The sequence below is a fragment of the Microcoleus sp. PH2017_09_SFU_O_A genome (assembly GCF_020738625.1).
Lineage (GTDB): Bacteria > Cyanobacteriota > Cyanobacteriia > Cyanobacteriales > Microcoleaceae > Microcoleus.
Map to the genome: position 1 here is coordinate 43,327 of NZ_JAEQCF010000055.1, position 22,990 is coordinate 66,316.

Here is a 22,990-nt window from a genome sequence, read left to right on the forward strand (position 1 = left end):
ATCGCCTCCGACCCACTCCAACGGCTGGCAAATATCCGCAAGCAATAACCTGAGAACAGATCGAGCCGGGGGACTTGCGCCGAATTCGTTAAGCTAGCAATAGCTAACCTATCAAATAAAATTACCAGTTAATGGCAACCATTTTCGCGATCGAAACAAGTTGTGACGAAACAGCAGCGGCAATTGTTAAGAATCGTCAAGTTTGCAGCAATGTTGTAGCATCACAAATTAAAATCCACGAGCAGTACGGTGGGGTAGTCCCGGAAGTGGCTTCGCGGAGTCACCTAGAAATGCTAAATCAGGTAATTGCCCAGTGTCTGAGTGAAGCCAACCTGAGTTGGTCAGAAATTGACGGCATTGCAGCGACTTGTACCCCCGGTTTAGTAGGTGCATTGTTAGTCGGGCTGACAGCGGCGAAAAGCTTGGCAATAGTCCACCAAAAACCTTTTTTAGGCGTCCACCACCTCGAAGGGCACATCTACGCTTCTTACTTAATCGAACCAGACTTGCAGCCGCCGTTTTTGTGCTTGTTAGTTTCCGGGGGACACACCAGTTTAATTTATGTTAAAGATTGCGGCGTTTACGAAACAGTCGGACAAACGCGCGACGATGCGGCGGGCGAAGCTTTTGATAAAGTCGCCAGACTGTTGCAGCTAGGATATCCCGGCGGGCCGCTGATGGACAAATTGGCCGCCCTGGGAAATCCCCAAGCATACCCCCTACCTGAAGGCAGAATTTCCCTACCTGGTGGCGGATATCATCCCTACGACAGCAGTTTTAGCGGGTTGAAAACAGCAGTTTTGCAATTAGTGCAGAAACTCAAAAAACTAGATATTAATGCCGGTGGCGAAGGCGTCTTGGCTGCCTCTACAATTAATGATATTGCGGCGAGTTTTCAGGAAACAGTAGCGAAGGGTTTAACCAAAAGAGCGATCGACTGTGCGCTAAATTTCGGACTCACTACCATAGTAGTCGGCGGCGGAGTCGCAGCCAACAGCGGACTCCGAAAACATTTACAAGCAGCCGCAGTTAAGCACAACTTGCGAGTATTGTTTCCCCCATTAAAATATTGCACGGACAACGCAGCAATGATCGGCTGTGCGGCGGCAGAACACTTTCAGCGAGGACACACATCACCGCTAACATTGGGAGCCAATTCGCGGATGGCTGTTAGCGATATCATGGAACTGTACAATCTGAATGTTGATGCTTAGATCCGACGTACAGTTGAAACCGCGTCTATATAAAGGAAGTATTTGTAGGGTGTGTCGCCCTCAAAAATGCCTAAAAGTCGATCGCAAATCTTGTAGCGACGAACCTTATACCATATTTGATGCAACAAACTCGAAAATTTATGGTAGCAAAATTTTTTATAAATTAGAACTCTTGCAAAAGTCAAATTTACCCCCCTTATCAAGGGGGGAAACAAGAATAATCTTACCCCCTCCCCTGATTCAAGGGGAGGGTTGGGGCGGAGTGCTTTGTATTTTTGCAAGAGATAAATTGTACCAAGTGCGTCGCCATAAGATTGTCGATATTTGTTTGGGAATGTTTGAGGGCGACACACCCTACGACTCTCAACTGTCAACTGTCAACTCTTTCTTAAATCATGAAAATCCGCGACGCAGTAGAAAGCGATTTATCCGCAATTGTCCAAATATACAATGCAGCAATACCGGGGAGAATGGCCACAGCAGATTTAAAACCAGTCTCAGTCGAAAGCCGCCTCGCATGGTACAGAGAACACTCGCCCTATTCTTTGCCGATTTGGGTAATGGAATCAGAAAAAAAAATCGTCGGCTGGCTGAGTTTTCAGCTTTTCTACGGACGCGCCGCCTATCAGCATACCGCAGAAATTAGCATCTACGTCGCGCCCGATCGCCAAAGCTGCGGAATTGGACAAAAATTATTGCAATCGGCAATTGCGCGGAGTCCAGAATTGAGACTTAAAACCCTGATGGCAATAATTTTTGCTCACAATCAGCCGAGTCTAACGTTGTTCCAGAAATTTGGGTTTCAGCAGTGGGGATATATGCCGCAAGTCGCCGAACTTGATGGCGTTGAAAGAGATGTGATAATTTTGGGTTTGCGTTGTTTGTAGGGACTGATATCAATTCCGGCTGCGCCGTCAGGTGACAAGCGAGGAGACGGCAGTGCCGTGTCCCTACAATTGATCGCGGTAGGGACACGGCACTGCCGTCTCCTCCGTCTCCATTGATCTGAATGTTTGCTCAATCTGCTAAAATTGTAATTTCATCCAAAGATGCGATCGCCACATCAGCCTTTTCCAAATGACTAACCTGGGCATTCCCCCAACAAATCCCGATGCAGCCAGCCGCGCCAGCATCTTTCCCCATCTGAATATCACCCGCCGAATCTCCCACCATCAAAGTTTCTGCGGGATTTACTCCCAGTCTTTCACAAGCTAACAAAAATAGTTTCGGATCGGGTTTATTCAGATGTACAGAATCTACACCCATTTCTAACTGAATATATTCGCTTAATTGGTGAGCTTTCACAAGTTTTTCTACCGCTTTTGTTGTCGCAGCCGAAAGAATTCCTAGTTTCAAGCCAGCTTCACACAGAGATTTTAATACTTCCAAACTGCCAACAAACAAAGGAGAAGGTGGACTACTTTTTAACATTTGGTCGGCTTCATCAAAAGCGCGTTGAGCAATAGTTAAAGATTCTATCCATCCTCTGCCAGTTTCCGCGATATATCCTGCCGCCACAATTTCGTTTTCCCGGCGGCTACCGACTGCTAGCAAGCCCGTGGGGTCGATTTTACCAACTTCGATGCCGAAAGCCATTTGTAATGGCTCTCCAACGCCTGGGATTTGAGCATCTACGAGGCGCGATCGTTTCAGCCCTAAATGTCTCAAAAATTCTTGAGAATCCTCTAGAGTACCATCTTTGTCAAAGATTACGGCTTGAATATTAGAGAAGCTAATGCCTCGACATTTAATAGTTACCAAGAATCAAAACTCCTTAATTTTTGTATTTTATTGTATTGTCTCATATTGTGCTATTTTTGGCAATTGTTTTTAGATCGGACGTACGGTTGCAACCGCGTCTATATCAACGATGTCTGAGATTAGACGGCGGTTGAAACCGCGTCTACACAAACGATGTCCGCCTCCGCGGACTGAAGAAAACAAGGTAATTTTAACCGGCATTCTTCAACCCGCACTAGAAGGGTTTTGTTTGTATAGACGCGGTTTCAACCGCCGACTCTTATGTCCAAGATTATTTAAGATATTCCCGCTAGCTCCGCAATGATTAATGCGAGTTGAACAGGCTTCACAGGCTTAGCAATATGCTTGTTGAAACCTGCATCGATCGCCTTTTGCCGTTCTCCATCGCTAGCATAAGCAGTAAGCGCAATGGCTGGAATATTTCCACCAGCTTCGGCATCAAGAGATCGCACTTGTTGCATCAAGGAATATCCATCTTCTTCTGGCATTCCAATATCAGATATCAGCACGTCATATTTGTCAAGGTTTTCCTTCAAAGCCGCGATCGCCTCTTTTGCAGATCCCACCGTCAACACCTCGGCCCCGGAGTCTTCCAGCACAAATTTCAATAACTCACGGGTATCGGCATCATCATCTACGCTTAAGATTTGCAAGCCTTCAAGGCAGCGGTTACTATCTTTCAATGTGTTTAGCGGTAGTCTAAATACAGTTGGCTGTAAATCACTCGGCGGTGTAGATTCCTGGGGTATTGAAACTAGCGGCAATCTCACAGTCATCGTAGTTCCTTGTCCCTCACCCGGACTATCCGCCCGCACTGTTCCCCCATGCAACTCTACTAGATGACGCACGATCGACAAACCTAATCCTAGCCCTTGATTAGCCTTGGTAGTGCTGGAATCTCCTTGATGGAAACGATCGAATATATACGGCAAAAATTCTGCCAGAATGCCTTTTCCGGTGTCGCTGACTCGAATTTGAGCATGACTGTCGATCGCCTCTAAGACAATTTCCACTCGTCCACCCGATGGGGTAAACTTAATCGAGTTAGATAGCAGATTCCATAGGACTTGTTGCAACCTGTCAGCATCGCCTAAAACAGTCGCAGAACTCAACTGAGCAACCATTTGGATGTTTTTGGCATCCGCTGATAATTGAACCCCGTCGATCGCATTTTGCGCCACCACCACCAGATCGATCGGACTAATATCGAGATGAAGCTTACCGCTCGTAATCCGGGAAATATCCAGAATATCTTCAATTAACTGATTTTGGGCGATCGCACTCCGCTCAATCACCTCTAGGGCGCGACTAGCCGTTGCTTCATTCAGCTTGCCAGAGCGCAGCAATTTTGCCCATCCCAGGATCGGAGTTAGGGGGTTACGGAGTTCATGGGAGAGATTTGCCAGAAATTCATCTTTAGCACGGTTGCTGGTTTCTGCTTGTTGACGGGCTGACTTCTCCTGCATCAATAGCTGCGATCGCTCTATCTCAAACTGTCTGCGATCGGTGATATCCTCGATCGACAACAAAATCATTAAACCTTGGTCTTCGCGTTGCAGTTTACAAGCATTCAGCAGCATAGTTTTCTGGCCAATCTGCTCAAATACGTGATCTAACTCAAAGTTTTGAAGCTGAACATCACTCACCAGAATATCTTCCAAGATCGATCGCAGTTTCGGGATATTCCATTGCCCATTTCCCAATTCAAACAGCGAAAATTCCGCTGTTTCTGGGGATGAAACCTGAAATGTTTCATAGAAACATCGATTGGCAGTGTTCACTTGTAAATTAGCATCCAGCACGACTAAAGGTATTTGAACAGTTTCGACGATCGTTTCAGCATAATTTCGGGCCAACTCTAAGGTTTTGGCACTACGTTTCAGAGCATCAATATCGATCCAAACCATTACCACACCGTCAATCAGGTTTTCCGTCGTGCGATAAGGACGAATGCGGAGGTTGTACCAATATCCCGCTAGAGTTTGGACTTCTTGTTCTTTCGTCTGGAGAGTATCAATCACCTCCAAAATCATTGCTTCCAAATTAGGAACATCAAGAGAGGAACGAATATCGCTAAAAGGTCGTCCAATATCTGTAGTAATCAGATTAAAAAGTTGCTTTGCCATTGGCGTAAAGCGTCGAATCTGTAAATCATTTGTCAGGATTAAAATCGGGATATTGATACTACCAAGCAAATTTATTAAGTCATTATTGACCTGGTGTTGTTCAATATTTCGACTGCGAAGTTCCTCATTGGTGGTGATCAGTTCCTCGTTGGTAGCTTGAATCTCTTCTTTGGCAGTTTCTAGTTCCTCGTTGGTGCTTTGCAACTCCTCGTTGCTCGATAGGATTTCTTCGTTGGCAACTTTGATATCTTGGTTGAGATTTTCCTGCTCATGAATTACCGCTTGCAGATGCGCTTGAGCCGCAAGTTTTTCTTCGTTAGCGGTGACAAGCGTCTGCCTCAGCCGCACAATCTCAGCCTCTAAATCACCAGGCTCCAAACTCTCAGAATTGACGTTATTGAGGTTAATCGCAGTGGCTAAAGCTTCTTCAAATAGAATCAACAAGTAGCGTGATTCGACTGTCGCAGGCTGGAACGGAATCACCTCAAGATTGACGAGACTCGATCGATCGCCCGTTTCCACCCCGATCCCTTCTTTTCTGACAATTACGTTCTGCATCAGTGCCTGATAAATTGCAGTGCGAAGCTCGATCAGCAAGCCTTTCCTTGCCATTGTCAGCAAGTTTAAGCTGGGAATCCCTGGTGTCAGTCTCAAGTAAGCATTGGTGTCTCCCCGCACTTGCAGAATGTTCATCTGTTCGTTGACAACCACACCTGCTGGGGCATAGCGATTCAAAATCAGTTGGTCTGTGTATCGCTGTAAGTCAAATGAATCTGGATCGTTTTCATTCATTTGCTCAGATTCATCTACTTTAGCGACGGGATAAGAACTCGTCGAAAACGAAAATATCGGACTATTTTCAGTCAATTTTTTAGCATAAATTTTGCACTTTGTGTGTACTGAATCAAATAAGGATGAGAATTTTCCGATACTCTCAGAAGTGCCTAATAGGAGAAAGCCAGTCGGGTTAAGACTGTAATGAAAAATCGGAATCACTCGTTTTTGCAACGGCTCTGCTAAGTAAATCAGCACATTGCGACAGCTAATTAGATCGAGATTGGAAAAAGGCGGGTCGCTGCCTAAGTTTTGTCTGGCAAATATACACAGCTCGCGGACTGTTTTGTTGATTTTATAGCCTCCTCCTTCCACCAGAAAGAAGCGAGCCCGGCGCTCTGCTGAAACGTCGATCATCTGGTTTTCTAAGTAGAAGCCAGACCTTGCTTTGCTAATCGCCGCTTCGCTAATATCTGTGGCAAAAATCTGGATCTGTGGTAGGGGAGCTCGATCGCTCAAAAACTCTAACAAACAAATCGCGATCGAGTAAACTTCTTCTCCCGTGGAACATCCCGCCACCCAAATCCGGATGGGAATTTCTGCCGATTTATTTTGGGTAATCGTGGGAAAAACCAGCTCTTTTAACTGTTCAAAGGCTTCTGGATCGCGAAAAAAACTGGTGACGTGGATCAGGATTTCTTGATACAGAGCATGGACTTCAGCCGGATAGTCTCGCAGATATTGGGCGTAATCTGCCAATCGTTCCAGCTTGTATAACAGCATCCGTCGCTGGATGCGTCGATCGACCGTAGCGACTTTATAGTGGGTAAAATCAACGCCTGTGGTCGATCGCAACAGTCCCAAAATAGTTGCCCGGACATCACTTTGTTCGGGTGATACTGCAACCGCGATCGTCGATATCGGGCAAGAAATCCAGGGATTGCCACTGAGATTTGCCAATTCCTGAGCAATTTGTTGAGGGGGCAGAACGAAGTCTACATCACCTGTGGCAACTGCGGTATTCGGCATACTATCGAATTTTGCCGAGGCTTCGCATTGAGCAAATGTCAAGCCACCGGCTGCTTTGATTGCCTTGATTCCCAGCGAACCGTCTCCGTCTCCCCCGGATAATATTATGGCGATCGCCTTGTGTCCGCGATCGACAGCCAAGGACACCAGAAACGCATCTCCCGGCATATATTTTCCATAAACTTTCTCGCGGGGTGTAAGTTTCAGCACCCCTTCCACGAGAGTCATCTTAGTGTTAGGCGGAATTATATATACTTGATTTGGCTCTACAGTCGTGCCGTCTTCCACCTGACTAACAGGCATTTCTGTCTTTGTGGCGAGGATTTCGCTTAACAGGCTTTTGTAATTGGGATCGAGGTGCTGAATTAGCACAAATGCCATGCCCGTATCGGCAGGTAAGTGGCCCAGAAACTCTGTGAATGCTTCTAGCCCTCCGGCTGAGGCGACAATCCCAACGATGGGAAACGGGGCTTCTACTGTGTTTTGCTCTGCCTCGTCGATCGCCGATGGTGCGATCGATTCGGGTATATTTGTCTCGGAGGTGCTCATAGAAATCTCCTGAAAAACCCCGTATTTGTCAATCAGGGCTGTTTAATTTTCTGTAGGGGCGGTGCCCCCGTGCCCGCCCTATTCCTGTAGGGGCGGTGCCCCCGTGCCCGCCCCATCCCTGAAACACCTACAAAATAGTGGATGAGGAGAGGAGGGTAGGCACGCACCGTCCACTACCCCTACAAATTTTCTCAATCTCTTTGTTAACAGAAGATCGATTGACTCATATTCTTTCTTTGTAAAAATTTACTTAAAAAAAAAGAGGGTATACCCTCCTTAATTAATAACATTGACATACTCCCCGTCGTAAACGAGCGGGGATTCTTGACACTTCATCGGATGATGCAACGCCCGGTTGTCTTACTCTTCCTCCATGTCCGTTTAGAGTCGTGGCAATGCCCTATCCCGACTATATGTATCGTTTTGTTTTAACTAACAATACTTTTGTTTTGCTTCCAGGTTGGATTATAACCATTGCCCTTCAGTCTTTCCCTATTTCTTGAGCAGTCCCGGTTTCAACTCTGATGAGTATATATCGCTGCACTATACGGCGGGGATTTCAACCACCTACATTCTGGCACAAAGCCGTCCTGGAAGGACGGGGCTTCAAACCCAATTTCTTGGTGATGCCGATATTATTCGACTGTCACCGGAGGTATTTCTGAGGATACCTCTAATGTTGCTTCGGGTGTAGCTTCCGTAACTGGTTCGGATGTAGCTTCCGTAACTGGTTCGGATGTAGCTTCCGTGACTGGTTCGGGTGTAGCTTCCGTGACTACTTCGGGTGTAGCTTCCGTGACTGCTGCGGTTGTTTCTTCCGGCAAATCTTCTTCCATTGCTGAGGGCACATCTTCGAGTATTTCATCGGAGAGTTCATCGGCATCAGTTGAATCAGCAGGAACTTCTATCCCAGCTTTAGCTTGCTTTTGGGCCAGCATTTTTTCACGGAACTTAGCAGCCATTTCCTCAGCTTTCTCGTATACCAATTCACGATTTTTGACCATCGCGCCCGGTTCCGGTTCCAACTGTTTGGTGGAGAGAGAAATCCGGCCTCTTTCGGCATCCAAGTCAATGATCATCACCTTCACTTCGTCGTTGACATTAAACACGCTATGAGGCGTATCGATGTGATCGTGCGAAATTTCCGAGATGTGTAGCAAGCCGCTGACGCCGCCGATGTCGATAAAAGCACCGTAGGGCTTGATACCGCGTACTGTACCGATGACCACTTCCCCGACTTCGAGGCGGTTCATCTTGCGCTCAACTAAGGCGCGACGATGACTTAATACTAGGCGGTTGCGGTCTTCGTCTACCTCTAAGAATTTCAAGGGTAATTCTTCGGCGACTAATTCTTCCTTCGGTTTGCGGGTGCTGATGTGAGAACCGGGAATGAAGCCTCGCAACCCTTCTATTCTCACCAGTGCGCCGCCACGGTTAGTGGCAAATACTTGCGATCGAACTGTAGCGTCTTCTGCTTGCAGTTGTCGCACTCTTTCCCAGGCGCGCATATACTCAATGCGTCGAATGGACAGGGTTAATTGTCCGTCTTCATTTTCATCGGTGAGGATGAAAAATTCTCTGGTTTCGTTTGATTGCAATACCTCTTCAGGGCTTTCGACTCGATTGATCGACATTTCCTGAATGGGAATGTACGCTGCTGTTTTAGCACCGATATCAATCAGAGCGCCCCTCGGTTCTATACTAAAAACTGTACCCGCTACTACATCGCCGGGGCTAAAGTGATAGTCATATTTATCAAGTAAGGCCGCAAAATCTTCGTGAGTAAAGCCGATGTCTTTGACTGTGGTTTTGGTATTGACCATGCGAATAGTTTCCTAGGATTTCTCTCCTTCATGTTTTTCGTTTGCAGGCAGATACTAGAGATTTTGCTGAAAAAGTGGTTAACTTCTTGCAAAATCTTTTACGAAAGTCAGTTTTTGCCAACTTTTGCCCGGTGCAACCGTACACCGGCGCTTGCCATTGCTCTTAATTCCAACTCTGTGTTAAAGCGTTTGATTTTTAACATTCAGAGTCCAGTGGATTATTATACCTTATCGGCATACTGCTTTTAAATTAATTTAGGTAGGGAAACGGCATTGCCGTGTCCTGAGTTGCCTGAGAAGCATCCGGACACGGCAGTGCCGTGTCCCTACCCGATGGATTATTTTAGGGTAGGGATACGGCATTGCCGTGTCCTGAGTCAACTGAGGGTGCAACCGGAATTGACATAACGCAGGATTCCTGGTTTGCTCGATCGCACGACTCATCCGGTTCCGACAAATCCGATTCATTTTCTGGCCCAGTTTCTGGGCACAAAGCTGCGTCAAGGGGACTCTGAAGGTGATTCAGGGTATCGACAAAATCTCGAATGCCCCGAAATTGCCGATATACAGAGGCGAAACGGACATAAGCGACTTCGCTGAGTGGCCGCAAATGTAATAATACTAATTCTCCAATGTTAGAACTCGTGACTTCCCGGAGCGATCGACCTTGCAGTTGGGCTTCGATTTCTTCTGCGAGGGTTTCGAGCTGTCCCGAAGACAAACCTGTTTTTTCGCAGGCCCGAACCAGTCCTCTGACTAATTTTGACCGATCGAAAGATTCGCGCTTCCCGTCCCGCTTAATCACCGTAATCGGCACAAATTCTATGCGTTCGTAAGTTGTGAAGCGGTGCTGACAGCTCAAACATTCGCGCCGCCGACGGATGCTTTGACCAGATTCGGCTGAACGCGATTCGAGAACGCGGCTATTTGTGTGTTGACAGGAGGAACAGCGCATGATTGCTGATTTTAACAGGTGTTGCCAGCAAATTGCCATTCATCTAACCGCCCGGGGGTCTGATGAATAGCTGGACTAGAAAAATTACTGAGGATACAGTGCTGAGGATGTGTCTCAACTTGAGCTAAAACCTAGTTCTAGACTGCTGTTTGATGGCTAGGCCCGATCCCCCCTAGCCCCCCTTAGGTCGGGGGGACAAGAGTGTCTTGCGTCCCCCCACTATCCGGGAGGACAGCAGTTTTATCTTTCGTCCCCTGACTATCGAGGGGGCGGAAATTCTCTCAAAGTCCCCCTTCTTAAGGGGGATTTAGGGGATCGAGACTCTGCTATAAACAAGAGATACAAAGGTTTTGAGGCCATTGTTGACACCCCTTGGCTGCCAGCGTATAGCTAATTATTTGCCAATCCGGGGTGGTTCCCGAAAGGCGATCGCAAAAAATAGTACACCTAAGGCTAAAGCCAGAATCAAAATGTAAGCAACGCTTTCCATGTTAAATTTTCCCTATCTTCCCTTGCCGTATTATTTTATCAGAAAATTGGGTTGAAAACCCCGTCCCGATCGGACGACTTTTTTACATTGTTAAGTAAAATAACAAATCCATCTTAACAAATGAATATGGTAGAATAACTAGATCAGACAAGATGTAAAAACCTACCCCCGGACTGGGGGAAAGTCTACGCCCAAAACATTTTTGAGGAGATATGACTACGCAGCTAGGCTGCAAATGTAGTCAGCCTGGGAACCCACGCTTGCGCGGGATATTTTGACAGAAATGTCTTAAGAATCCCCGTACCTTAAGGTCGGGGAGTGTCAATAACTAAAAAAACCCGGTTTCTTGAAGAAACCGGGTTTTTGTGCACCGGGGAAGTTTCCCGATGTACTCTTCGGCGGCAGAAAACTAGATAGATTCTTCTCTTCTTGTGCTCTTGTCGCCCAGTTTTTGGAACAAGCCCCACTCGACTTGTTCTTCCAGGTCAGCCTCAACTCCAGCAAACACGTCGCGGAAAATAGTCCGAGAACCGTGCCAGATATGGCCGAAGAAGAACAGCAAAGCAAAGCAAACGTGTCCGAAAGTAAACCAACCGCGAGTTGAAGTACGGAAAACACCGTCAGAATTCAAGGTTTCGCGATCGAATTCAAATACTTCACCCTGTTGGGCGGCGCGAGCAAACTTCTTAACATCTAAAGGATTCTTAAAAGTTTGACCGTTCAGTTCGCCACCGTAGAAGCTGACAGTAACTCCGCTTTGTTCAAAGCTGTATTTTGATTCAGCACGGCGGAAGGGGATGTCAGCGCGAACGACCCCATCTTTGTCCGTCAAAATTACTGGGAAAGTTTCAAAGAAGTTCGGGAGGCGTCGTACCGACAATACCCGACCTTCGTTGTCAGTAAATACTGCATGGCCCAACCAAGTTTTAGCAATACCGTCGCCGTTGACCATCGCGCCAGCACGGAACAAACCACCTTTAGCAGGAGAGTTGCCCACGTAGTCGTAGAAAGCCAATTTTTCGGGAATTTGCTCGTAAGCTTGTTGGAAGCTTTGACCGGCGGCCAAGCTAGCTTGAGCTCTGCGATCGATCTCTTGTTGGAAATAGTTGCCGTCCCACTGATAGCGAGTCGGGCCGAAAAGCTCGATCGGAGTAGCAGCAGAACCGTACCACATCGTACCCGCAACCACGAAAGCTGCAAAGAACACAGCAGCAATACTGCTAGAAAGTACAGTTTCGATGTTACCCATCCGCAGGGCTTTGTAAAGACGTTCCGGCGGCCGCACAGTCAAGTGGAACAAACCGGCAATTACGCCGACTACACCCGCTGCAATGTGGTGAGCGACGATGCCACCGGGATTGAACGGATCGAAGCCTTCAGGGCCCCAAGCAGGCGCCACTGGTTGGACGTGACCGGTCAAGCCGTAGGGGTCGGAAACCCACATTCCCGGGCCAAAAAGTCCGGAAAGGTGAAATGCCCCGAAGCCGAAGCACAGCAAGCCGGAGAGGAACAAGTGAATGCCAAACATTTTTGGCAAGTCGAGGGCTGGTTCGCCGGTGCGAGGATCTCTGAAGAGTTCCAAATCCCAGAATACCCAGTGCCAGACTGCTGCTAAAAACAGCAAACCGGAGAGGATGATGTGAGCAACAGCAACGCCTTCAACAGACCAGAAGCCCGGATCGACGTTAGTTTCGCCGGTGAGGCTCCAACCGCCCCAAGAACCGGTGACTCCTAAGCGAGCCATGAAGGGTAGCACGAACATCCCTTGACGCCACATCGGGTTAAGAACTGGGTCTGTGGGGTCAAAAACTGCTAGTTCGTAAAGGGCCATTGAGCCGGCCCAACCAGCCACGAGGGCAGTGTGCATTAAGTGTACAGAAATCAATCGACCTGGGTCATTTAAGACGACTGTGTGTACGCGATACCAGGGTAGTCCCATTGACTGCGGTTCTCCAAGGTGTAAGTGATGATGTCTATTTTGACGGAAAAATCAGATTCTCAATGCCGTGCAGTTACCTGCGGGCTGTAAATTCTGACGAGTGCCGAATCCTTTCTACCGCTTCTAAAAACCTACAGAAATCTGTAAATCAAACTTAGCGGTCTATGTTTAGCCTAGATCAAGTGCTATAAGCTTCCTGATTGCTCAGGTTGGCCTAATCTTCCCAGTTAGAGACTGCCCTTATTAGCAGAGGACTTCCATATTTGATTTTTTGATGATTAATTTGTGCCAAGTGTGTTTCTGTGGTTTTCATGCCCAGTCAGCTTTAGCAACCCGCACCAATCAAGCGTTTTTCCAGTTTATAACGATTTATTGCTCGGCGATCGTCAAAGTCTGAAAAATCTAGACAAGTCTAGATTTTTCGGCTACTGTTTTAAACCCTCACAGGGGTGGAGGCATAAAAATGAAAGTTATTTAAAGAAGTGTATCGAGTGTTAGAACCGATTGCAATATGTTCGGCCTTACATTAATTGCGGGTTCTCGATTTCGCAGCGGGTGGCGATCGTCCCGAGGCGTTCGAGGACTTGCTCGGCATCGATCAGTCTGGTGAGGGTGACGCTGCCGATATTTTTTGCCGGATCTGCGGGATCTGGAGGGGCACAGGGTTTGACTTCTACCATGAGCACGGCGTCTTCTACGCGGTAGAGCCACATTTTTTCGTTGCGATCCAACAGGGAGAGCTTGAGCTGTTGGATGTCTGGCTGGCGCCTCCAGCCGGCTGCTGTCCACTCGCCGCCAACTCCCCAGACGCGCCCCACTTTCCAGCCGTCGGATAAGAAGAAATATTTCATTTGCTGTGTGCGCTTGTTAATTATTTTTTTGTTATAGCATTCGGCCGAAGCAAGAAGGAAGTTATGTTAGGGTGCCGAGTGCGGGTACAATAATGTGGCGATCGCCTACTTAAGAATTTTCCCCTGCGATCGGCATCCTACTGACTGACTTACAAAGAAACCGGGTGTCGAGTTTCCCGATCGCAAGTTACCTGTTGTAAAGGAATCTTCACAACGAATTCTGTCCCTTTACCGGGAGCAGAAATACAACTAATTTGACCGCCGTGTTGTTCGACAACAATTTGGTGACTGATAGATAAACCCAATCCCGTGCCACTCCCTACAGGTTTTGTGGTAAAAAACGGGTCAAACATCTTTTTTACCACTGCTTCACTCATGCCAATACCGTTGTCAGCAATCCGAATCACTGCGAATTGACTGGGAGAATTTTCGGGAGTAATTGTCGCTGACAACTGATTGTAAGCTCTTGCTGCTTTGCCTTTGCCAACTCCCGAACATTCTGCTGTTTCCAGCTCAGTATGAATCTCTATTTTGGGGTAAGGTTGAGTTTCTAGGGCATCAATGGCATTATTTAGCAAACTGGCAAACACCTGATTCAACTGACTGCTGTAACAGGGAACTTCCGGCAGGTTGCCGTAGTTTTTTATTACTTCAATCTCTTGAGAAATAATGCTGCTTCCGCTTTTTTTGCTAACACCTTTACCTCCCGCTCGGTGCTGGACGAATAGTAAAGTGTGATCGAGATTTTGATTGATATCTACTTCTTTGATGCCGGATTCGTCGAGCTTTGTGAAAAACTTTAACGATTCAACAATTTGTTGGATGCGCGATGCTCCAGACTCGATTGACTGCATTAGCCGCGACCAATCTTTTTGCAAAAAATCTAAATCTATACTCTCAGCGAGTTGTTGTATTTCGGCTCCGGGTTCTGGATATTTGTTTTTGTAAAGTTCCAGGAGGTTGTTTAAATCTTGGAAATAGTGGCGGGCTGGATTGATATTGCCCAAAATAAAACTATTGGGATTGTTAATTTCGTGGGCAACTCCTGCTACCATTCTCCCGAGACTTAACATTTTTTCCGTTTGAATCAGTTGGGATTGGGTGCGTCGGAGATTGTCTAATGTTAATTTTAATTGAGTAGCTTTTTCTCGTTCCCGCAGTTCGCTTTTTCGCAGTTCCAGTTCGGCTTGTTTGACAGCGGTGATGTCGCGGCTGACAGATAAGACAGATGCAATTATCCGATCGCGCTTAAATTCAGGAACCATGCAAACTTGATAAAATTTAGTGCCTGATTTTGTGAGAAAATTAAACTCAAAGCACTGTTCGGTGCCGTTAGCGAATACGGCGCACAAAGCTGCTTCCGAGAGCATCACCACTTCCTCAGACATTCCTAACTCTCGATGGGTTTTACCCGTGAATGCTGCGGCGGGGATTCCTGTCGCTAATTCGGCTGCTGGATTGACGTAAAGGTGGCGCAGTTGCTTGTCAAATCGGGCAATCATATCCGGGGAATTTTCCGCTAAGGCCCTGAATTCTTGTTCGCGGCGGTATGAGGTTTCTTGTGCAAGCTTTTGCTCGGTAATGTCGTAAGTCATCATTAGAATGCAGTTGGTGTCGCCAATGCTAATGATTTCTGCGGATATGAGGACACACTTGATATTGTCGAACTTGGTACGAAACTGGAATTCTTGTTTGTAAATACTGCCGGATATGTGCAAGATTTCTAAGAAACGATCGCGATCGCCCAAATTCTCCCATAAATTGATTTGGCGATCGGTTTTTCCCAAGATTTCCTCGGGAAAATAGCCGGTGAGGTTGCAAAAGCTCTGGTTGACTTCCGTTAAGTATCCCTTTTCCAGTGTGGCGATTGTCATGGCGGCGGGGCTGCTGCGAAAAGCTTTGGCAAATTTTTCTTCGGAAAAGCGCAGGGCTAACTCGGCTAATTGGCGCGATCGCACTTCCGATCGCAACAGCATATTTTGTTGTTCTAATTGTTTGGTGAGGTTTCGCAGTTGTAGGTGAACGTTGATGCGGGCGATCGTCTCTTCGTGCTCCAGCGGTTTAGTGATGTAGTCTACTGCACCCAAAGTCAACCCTTTCACTTTATCCGCAGCCTCGGAAAGAGCTGTCATAAAAATTACGGGAATGTCCTTAACTTCATCTATTGATTTCAGGCGGCGGCAGGTTTCAAATCCGTCTATTCCCGGCATCATCACATCTAGCAAAATGATATCTGGCAAGATTTTTGTGACTCTATCCAGCGCTTTTTCTCCCGTTGTAGCTACAAAAATCTCAAATCCGTATTCCACTAAGAAATATGATAATATGTTAATATTAGCGGGTTGGTCGTCTACGATTAATACTTTGCTTTTTGGCTGAGTCTGCATATTTTTATGTTTGAAAATCAACGAAATGGCTCACATAAAGTAGGTTGATTGGGAGTGTCTTAACCCAACATACAAGAATATGAGAAGGCATTGAATAGAGAAACAGAGTTGCTTGCCACAAACTCAACCTGAAAGCCGAGATGTTGCATCGCTGTTACTCGGCTGCTTGAGTTTGGTAGAATTTGGTGCAACAGATCGGATGTAGGAGATGGAACCCTTATAGAAATCTATTCTACTATTTATTCTTCAAATTTGCTCGGTTATATCAACTTTAGAGTGTGAAAAACTGGGTTTCTGGTGCCGTGACGTACAACTGCCATACATACCAGCGGGAGCATCTCATTTTCGCAAAAAGGATGTTTTTTACAGTGCTGTCCCCGCTCGCGTGCTTTACACAGCACGCGAGCGGGGACAGCACTACTAAAAATGCAAAAATAAGATGTACCCAATACCAGCGATGGCGATCGTCGCGCATCCCAACGCTTACGTTTGACTGGCCATGACTTACTTACCAGAAAGAATTGGTTGAAAGCCCGCCCGTCTTTGAGGGAGAAATTAAAATCAGACTATTCATTACTCCAATCCTCTTCCTTCTAGGTAGAGGTCGCTCTCAAACTGTCAAGCGGTCAACTGTCAACTGTCAACTGCTGGCTCCGAACGATTTTTAGGATTGAGGCTATAACTGCTTGTTAAATCAGATTATGAGGATTGAACTCCGTACTAGGAAGCAATTTTAGTCGCCCGGATTTAAGTAAGGCCCAATTAGTTTAATTATCGCGTCATCGTCATAGCGATCGACTAACTGCCAAATTTTCCGAGCAAATAGGGCATAGGTCGGATTTAACTCTTGCAGGCGCTGTGCTTCGTACTTAACCTGCTCGAAATTACCGATTTGAGCGGCTTCGTACAAATAAAGTAACTCTTCGCGGGGAGGCATTTCTACGTCTTCTGAGCCGATCGCCAATTCAGAGAAAGTACGCGCGATGGAGTTATCCCGTAGGGAATCGCCCGAAGCCTCAAAAATCCAAATCAGTCCCAGATAATTCTGTATTTTTGCCAAAAAATCATCAATTATAAAAAATTTACTGATAAAATCAGTGTAGCCTATTTCCTCTTGCTTTTCCAACTCCAACTCGAACAGCCCGCTAGTAGCAATCAAGATTGGCGTCTCCCGAAACATTGGCAAACAACGCAATTGAGCGCAGAGTTCAAAACCGCTGATTCCAGGCATCAACAAGTCAGCAATAATTAAATCCGGTTCCTGGGAAATCGCTATTGCTAAACCTCTTTCACCAGAATCAGCCTCAATTAACTCAAAACCCAGCGGTGCTAAAATATCCACCATCAAAGAGCGATTTTCTGGGCTATCGTCAACAACTAATATTCTACGCCGTTGACCTTCATAACCTGTAATTACGGGTTGCTGTGGTGGTGGCAAAACTGGTAGGAGCACATCTGCGAGGGACAATTCAATCTCAAACCAAAACGTACTCCCAACACCCCAACAACTTTCGACTTTGAGTTCCCCTCCCATCAGCGAAACTAAGGTTTGGGCAATGTTTAATCCCAAACCCGTCCCTTCTGTTTTCTGCCCGATTTCGTTCACTTGTTCAAAAGGTAGAAATATTCGTTCTATTGCATCGCTAGTAATTCCGATGCCTGTATCTTTAACTTGAAAGTGGATTTTGGTAATTGGGAAGGCGGGACTTGCATTAAATAAAAAATCTGATTCCTGGCCCCCGCTCAATATTCCTGCAACAGGTTGACTGTTCTCAATTACCTCTACCTTAAAAAGTATGCTACCTTCATCAGTAAATTTAATCGCGTTACTTAATAAATTCAGGAGAATTTGACGCAACCGCTTTTCATCGACAGATACAAAATCCGGAATTTTACCTGCTATTTGGGTGACAAAGACCAGGTTCTTTTCTTCGGCTTTGAACCGAAAAATTTCTAATATGTCATTGAGAAAATCCGACAAACAAACATCGTTAACAGTTAACTCCATCTTTTCAGCTTCAATTTTAGCCAAATCTAAAATATCATTAATTAAAGTCAGCAACTGAGAACCGCACTGCTGGATCGTGCGAATTTGCTCTTTGTCGCGGGGAGAAAAATCTGGCTGTCGGGAAAGTATTTGAGTGTAGCCGAGAATGGCATTGAGGGGAGTACGCAATTCGTGGCTCATATTGGCAAGAAAGGCACTTTTAGCAAGGGATGCGACTTCGGCGGCTTCTTTTGCTCTTTGGAGTTCGGCAATGCGATCGCTCACCTTTTGTTCTAAAGTGCGATTGTAGTCTGCCTGCAACTTTTCGGCTTTTTTGCGATCGGTGATGTCTTGAGAAGCTGCGATCGCGCCGATAATGTTGCCAGCTTCATCAAACAGCGGCGTACTAAAAACTTCTAAAGGAATAGTGCGATCGGGCAAACGAATTTCTATGTCTTCCACTCTCACGGTTTCTCCTTTGAGCGATCGAGCGACTGGATTTTTTTCAATTGAATATAATTCATCTGTTCCTGCATCGTAAAGTCTAAAAACTTTTGCTATTTGCTCAATTGTAGACTCCGGTATAGTTTGGATATTTACTAACTGTCGCGCTATCTGATTTATGTAAATCAGTTGTCCAGTAATATCATGAACTGATACTCCCACCGGCATAGCTTCGAGGATTTGTTTCATGCGGCTTTCACTGTCGGTTAAGGCAGCATTTAAAGATTGGAGCGATTTGAAAGCATATTGCAGTTTGTCTGCCATATAATTGAACGAATTTGCCAATTGCCCGACTTCATCAGCGCGATCGATCTCGACATTTGTATTCCCTTCATTGTTAGCTAGAGCTTTGGCGGCAGTATTTAAGCATAAAAGTGGCTCTGTTATCCATTTGGCTGTGAAAATGCCGACAACAATTGCTCCCGTTAAGGCAGTCGCACATAGTATAATTGTGGTGAGATTGTTGGCGTCAATTTCTGCCATAAAATCAGATTCTGGGATGACGATCGCAATCAACCAATCTAAACCAAAATTATCCTTGTAAGGTACTACTTTGAGTAATTGGGATTGGCCGTCAATTTCAAATTCAAGGTGTTGAACATGATTAATTTGGGAAAAATCGCCAAAGTGATTCGTTAAAAATAGACCCGTGGCGCGGATTGTAGCATTTGGGCTTGCCGTTAATTTTAATCGATTAAACTGCTGGTTGCTCAAAATATAGGGATTGTCGGGCCCGGAATTGGCTACTAACAACCCGCTGCGTTCGATAATAAAAATTTTTGCCGACTTGCTAGTTTTTATGCTATCGAGAAAATTGGCAATCTTTCTAATGTTGAGGTTTACCGAAAAGACTCCCAGCAGTTCCTTTGTCGCCTCATCATAAATCGGTCGATTGCCGTTAATTACTAAATCTGTATTGTTACCGACTTGAAAAATATTACTCCAGGTGGATTTCCCGGCAGCTTTAGCAGCTTGGTACCAAGGCCTATTTGTGGCATCAGGTTGTCGAAAAGTTTTGTATAGTTTGGTTCTATTACCTAGCAAGTCTGGAACATACATATTGATGATGCCCCGATCGAACTCATCCGATCGCATAATCAGATTCTGTCCGATAGTGCGATCGCTTCCCACGAAGTCTCCCCGTTTGCTACCAAAAATAATGGTTGTCGGCGAATCGAACTGTTTGAGTTGAAACGAAAGGTAGCGTTCGAGTTGCCGCAAATCTTGTAAATTGATTGTTTTTTGGCGCACCGCATCGGCGTTAATGCGGTTGATCGAATGAGGCGCAGACAGATATGTATCGAGGTAATGTACGACGCGATCGCCAATTTGTGCTGCTAGCCGATCTGCTAGGTTGTTAACCGCCTTTTGCCCGTTTGTATAGGAAAGATACCCCACCAACCCCGCAGTCCCGACAATTTGCAGCACAAACGGTACAATCAGCACTGTTCGTAGCGGGATTTTTTTGAGATGGGCAGTTAGGCGATAGACTGTTTTAATCGACATGATAAAACCGTGCTTATCAAAGTGGGGAAATTGAACGATCGCACTTAGTAACGCAAGGATCTCGCTGACTGAGAGTTGGCAGGCTTTTTCTTTAAGCTCTTGCAGAAATATAAAAAAGCACTCCAACAATGGTTGGTATTTGAATTATAGTACATTGGAAGGCGTGGGCGATCGAATCAAGAGAAATCCGACAGCGACAACTTCCGCAAAGGAGGACAAAAATAAGCTAGGAAATTAAGGTGCGATCGAGTAGTGGGAATATTTTTACCCTAGTCGCTACCGACGGCTAAATTCTGTATTTCTTCCGATCAATATAATCATCAATATTATTCAGCATATGAGTTAGATATTTCACCAATTTATCTTTATCATCAACTAACTTGCTCCAAAGTATTTGACTCAAAGCATCACAAAACGAAACATTTCCATGTGCCAAATCGCATCGGATCTTAACCACAAAATTCAGAATGTCATCTATTTCTCTACTCGCAACTCCTAAATTCCCAAAGAAGCCATACATATCTATGAGTTATTTGATAGTTTTAGCATCCAAATTTCCCGATATGGGAATATTAGATGAATCTAACGAAACCATCTCATCATCCAAAACCGATTTAATTAATTCCCGAAGATTGTCAGCGATCGAATCTTTTTTGATATATGAGTCTCTGAAACTTTTACTTTTATCATTCAGCAACCACAATCTCTTGATTTTCGGACTTAAATCTTTATAAGTTAATTGCTCGATTAAGATAATATCATGAATTGCTGTTATGCCGTTTCTAATAGAAGATTCGACGAGATTGTATAATAGCAGATAACAATGAGACTGCAAGATTTTTTGAATCTCGCTATCAACAATATATTCACCTGATGGGAAGATGATTGATTTAGAAGATAATGCACCAAGTTGTTCAATCTTATCTACTAATTCAAAATATTTCTGAATTTCTGCCACTCGCCTGTTAAAGTCTCTGATGAACTCTTTCATAGGCTTTGACTTAAAAGTGGTTTTTTAACATCATATGTCTTCAGTTTAATTGAAAAATCTGTCGGTACGCAATTCAATATCTTCTCAAGAGTTGATGCGACAAAACACTTCATTTATTACTTTCTCATCAGCCTTGTCTGAGAGAACGATCGTTCTGATCGAAGTGTTTTTAAACTTTCTTTGGCGTGAAGGTGCGAGATCCTTAAAATAGGAACCATTTAGAGAATCTAGTGTTTGGAGGTTGCTCAATTGGAACTGATTTGTCAGGAAAGCTGCCAGAGTCATCACCCTCTGAGCTCCATCAACAATCGCTATTTTTCCAGTTTCTTCGATTTCTGCGACAATCATGGCAGCAATAGGCACACCAAGAATAATCGATTCAATGAATCGAGATTGATGATTAATACCCCATCTCAAGTTTCTGTGAAATTCAGGGAGATAAATCTCACCGAGCCCGGCATCATCTTGTTCCAGGTATTTATCGACTATGAATTCGATGGCATATTCTGTGGTATAGTAGTCAATCTTTTGCTTTATTTCGTCAATCTGCTCTTCGGCGATATTGATGATGTCTTGCCTAAGTGCTTGAGACATAAGAACGAACCTGCGTTTATAATAACAAGGACATACAAAGATACTTCAACCTTGGTTGGTATCTGTATTATAATACATTGGCAGGCACGGGCGATCGGGGTTTTGATTAAGCTTTCTTAATTTACAATAAATTTATTGTAAATTAATAACTCCATTGATTGAGAACAACAAACTGATTATTGAGGTCATATTCTGCTATCTCTAAATTATCAATTGCCTTTACTATCGCCTGATAACTCATATTCTTAGAAGCTTCAGAATCTTGGTAAACTGCCAAAATTCCTGAATGTTCTGGGTTGGCTTGATGTAATTCCTGAAAGTCATCACAATTGCGTGTAAGCAGGACTCTTTCATTTTTTCTAGCAGCGTCTAGCACGACTGAATCGGGATGATTCATTAAATTCAGTGTATTGACTGTGGCTACATCATGACCGGCTGCTTGAAGTAGATTAACCAAATATTTTGCTTGAGAATCTTCGTCAAGCAGCATTTGTAGACTCAAGTCGAACTCCTTTTGCTTCCAATCGATAGCGTTCTTCGTCTGCTTCTAATTTTAAAAGTTCCTGATGATTCTCACAGTAATCAATCGCTTCATAGATAGCAGACAGCGGTAAATCCCAATTTTCGGCGGCTTGTTCGGGTGACATCCCATTAGCAGTCATGTCTCGCCAAATAGTCGATGCCAGTAATTTACGTCCTTTAATGTACAGTTGTTTGCGCCAAGCATGAGGACGTGCAACTAAATATTGCCAATTCTCGATTTCTGGTGTAGTTTGGAGCGATTGAACGATCGCACTTAGCAGGGCCAGGCGATCGCTGACTGAGAGTTGACAGGCTTTTTCTTTAAGCTGTTGCAAGGACATATAAAAATACTCCAACAAAGGTTGGTATCTGAATTATAGTGGGTTTTTACAAGGATTGGAATCACTCTTGCTGCTGGGCTGACTAACTCGCCCTCACGGTTCATAAACTTGACTGCGATGGGCTATCGCCACAACAAATACCTGTACCACTTCATCCTCGATCGAGTAAATGACTCTGTAGTCACCGATTCGGTAGCGATAGTACCCTGCATAATCTCCTTTGAGGGCTTTAATATTAGGGTGCGATCGGGGAGTTTGTTCTAACTGCTCCAAACATCGGGCAATTTTATTCGCTAGGGCTTTGTCAGCATTGACATAAACCTTTTGAGCATCAGGATGGAGAAGAACTTCATACATCAGATCGAAGACTTCTCCAGTTTGTATAATCAGTTTTAAGAGTTGCTTCATTTTGCTTAACTCGCTCTAGCAATCCAGAAATTGCCAAAAGTTCTTGAGTTGCAGCTTCGCTTTCAGCATTGGCTAAATAAGCTGCAAAATCAGCAAGCACCTGTAATCGTTCTGGTGATAGTTGCTGGAGTAAGTCGTTAAGCTGGCGGTGTAACTCTGTCACAGATATCAAATCTGCTGAGGAGCGATCGTTCATTTGGGAATTATCCGTGCTTTTTTCCTCATTTTACCGCATAGGT

At 45.1% G+C, this 22,990-nt stretch carries 16 protein-coding genes and 1 pseudogene; 2 read left to right on the forward strand and 15 right to left on the reverse strand.

Going from position 1 to position 22,990, the window contains the following annotated elements:
- The first annotated feature begins 131 nt into the window (after window positions 1–131).
- Entirely contained in the window at window positions 132–1,214 is a 1,083-nt protein-coding gene (tsaD, locus tag JGK16_RS20640; RefSeq protein ID WP_293192231.1) for a tRNA (adenosine(37)-N6)-threonylcarbamoyltransferase complex transferase subunit TsaD, read from the forward strand.
- A 395-nt stretch (window positions 1,215–1,609) separates the two neighbouring features.
- A complete protein-coding gene (locus JGK16_RS20645) occupies window positions 1,610–2,101 on the forward strand; it encodes a GNAT family N-acetyltransferase (protein ID WP_293183186.1) in 492 nt (163 codons plus the stop codon).
- A gap of 130 nt (window positions 2,102–2,231) precedes the next feature.
- Here JGK16_RS20645 and JGK16_RS20650 read toward each other — a convergent pair whose 3' ends face one another.
- From JGK16_RS20650 to JGK16_RS20720, 15 genes and pseudogenes are all read right to left on the reverse strand, one after another.
- Window positions 2,232–2,975, reverse strand: coding sequence for an HAD family hydrolase (locus JGK16_RS20650; protein ID WP_293192233.1), 744 nt, complete (start codon window positions 2,973–2,975; stop codon window positions 2,232–2,234).
- A gap of 275 nt (window positions 2,976–3,250) precedes the next feature.
- On the reverse strand, window positions 3,251–7,453 hold the full coding sequence (locus JGK16_RS20655) for a chemotaxis protein CheB (protein WP_293192235.1): 4,203 nt from the start codon (window positions 7,451–7,453) through the stop codon (window positions 3,251–3,253).
- A gap of 635 nt (window positions 7,454–8,088) precedes the next feature.
- Window positions 8,089–9,276, reverse strand: coding sequence for a 30S ribosomal protein S1 (locus JGK16_RS20660; protein WP_293183180.1), 1,188 nt, complete (start codon window positions 9,274–9,276; stop codon window positions 8,089–8,091).
- Between the two features lie 343 nt (window positions 9,277–9,619).
- Window positions 9,620–10,231 carry a transcriptional regulator NrdR gene (nrdR, locus tag JGK16_RS20665; RefSeq protein ID WP_293183214.1) on the reverse strand — a complete coding sequence of 204 codons (612 nt, stop codon included), beginning with the start codon at window positions 10,229–10,231 and terminating at the stop codon, window positions 9,620–9,622.
- Window positions 10,232–10,625: 394 nt separating this feature from the next.
- Window positions 10,626–10,721 (reverse strand): photosystem II reaction center protein T, encoded by a 96-nt coding sequence (locus tag JGK16_RS20670; protein WP_083622085.1) that lies wholly within the window; start codon window positions 10,719–10,721, stop codon window positions 10,626–10,628.
- Between the two features lie 409 nt (window positions 10,722–11,130).
- Window positions 11,131–12,660 carry a photosystem II chlorophyll-binding protein CP47 gene (gene psbB, locus JGK16_RS20675; protein WP_293183178.1) on the reverse strand — a complete coding sequence of 510 codons (1,530 nt, stop codon included), beginning with the start codon at window positions 12,658–12,660 and terminating at the stop codon, window positions 11,131–11,133.
- Between the two features lie 521 nt (window positions 12,661–13,181).
- On the reverse strand, window positions 13,182–13,511 hold the full coding sequence (locus tag JGK16_RS20680; RefSeq protein ID WP_293143313.1) for a hypothetical protein: 330 nt from the start codon (window positions 13,509–13,511) through the stop codon (window positions 13,182–13,184).
- A gap of 149 nt (window positions 13,512–13,660) precedes the next feature.
- On the reverse strand, window positions 13,661–15,898 hold the full coding sequence (locus tag JGK16_RS20685) for a PAS domain S-box protein (protein WP_293183176.1): 2,238 nt from the start codon (window positions 15,896–15,898) through the stop codon (window positions 13,661–13,663).
- Between the two features lie 733 nt (window positions 15,899–16,631).
- Complete coding sequence (locus tag JGK16_RS20690; RefSeq protein WP_293192237.1) at window positions 16,632–19,895, reverse strand: ATP-binding protein; 3,264 nt, start codon at window positions 19,893–19,895, stop codon at window positions 16,632–16,634.
- Window positions 19,896–20,181: 286 nt separating this feature from the next.
- Window positions 20,182–20,886, reverse strand: a pseudogene (locus JGK16_RS20695) (MAE_28990/MAE_18760 family HEPN-like nuclease).
- Between the two features lie 84 nt (window positions 20,887–20,970).
- Entirely contained in the window at window positions 20,971–21,480 is a 510-nt protein-coding gene (locus JGK16_RS20700; protein ID WP_293183172.1) for a DUF262 domain-containing protein, read from the reverse strand.
- 142 nt (window positions 21,481–21,622) lie between these two features.
- Window positions 21,623–21,970, reverse strand: a complete 348-nt coding sequence (locus tag JGK16_RS20705) for a DUF5615 family PIN-like protein (RefSeq protein ID WP_293183170.1) — start codon at window positions 21,968–21,970, stop codon at window positions 21,623–21,625.
- Entirely contained in the window at window positions 21,960–22,343 is a 384-nt protein-coding gene (locus JGK16_RS20710; protein ID WP_293183168.1) for a hypothetical protein, read from the reverse strand. Before JGK16_RS20710 ends, JGK16_RS20705 begins: the two co-directional genes overlap by 11 nt.
- A 93-nt stretch (window positions 22,344–22,436) precedes the next feature.
- A complete protein-coding gene (locus tag JGK16_RS20715; RefSeq protein ID WP_293183166.1) occupies window positions 22,437–22,700 on the reverse strand; it encodes a type II toxin-antitoxin system RelE/ParE family toxin in 264 nt (87 codons plus the stop codon).
- On the reverse strand, window positions 22,693–22,947 hold the full coding sequence (locus tag JGK16_RS20720) for a hypothetical protein (RefSeq protein WP_293183164.1): 255 nt from the start codon (window positions 22,945–22,947) through the stop codon (window positions 22,693–22,695). Before JGK16_RS20720 ends, JGK16_RS20715 begins: the two co-directional genes overlap by 8 nt.
- Between the last annotated feature and the right edge of the window lie 43 nt (window positions 22,948–22,990).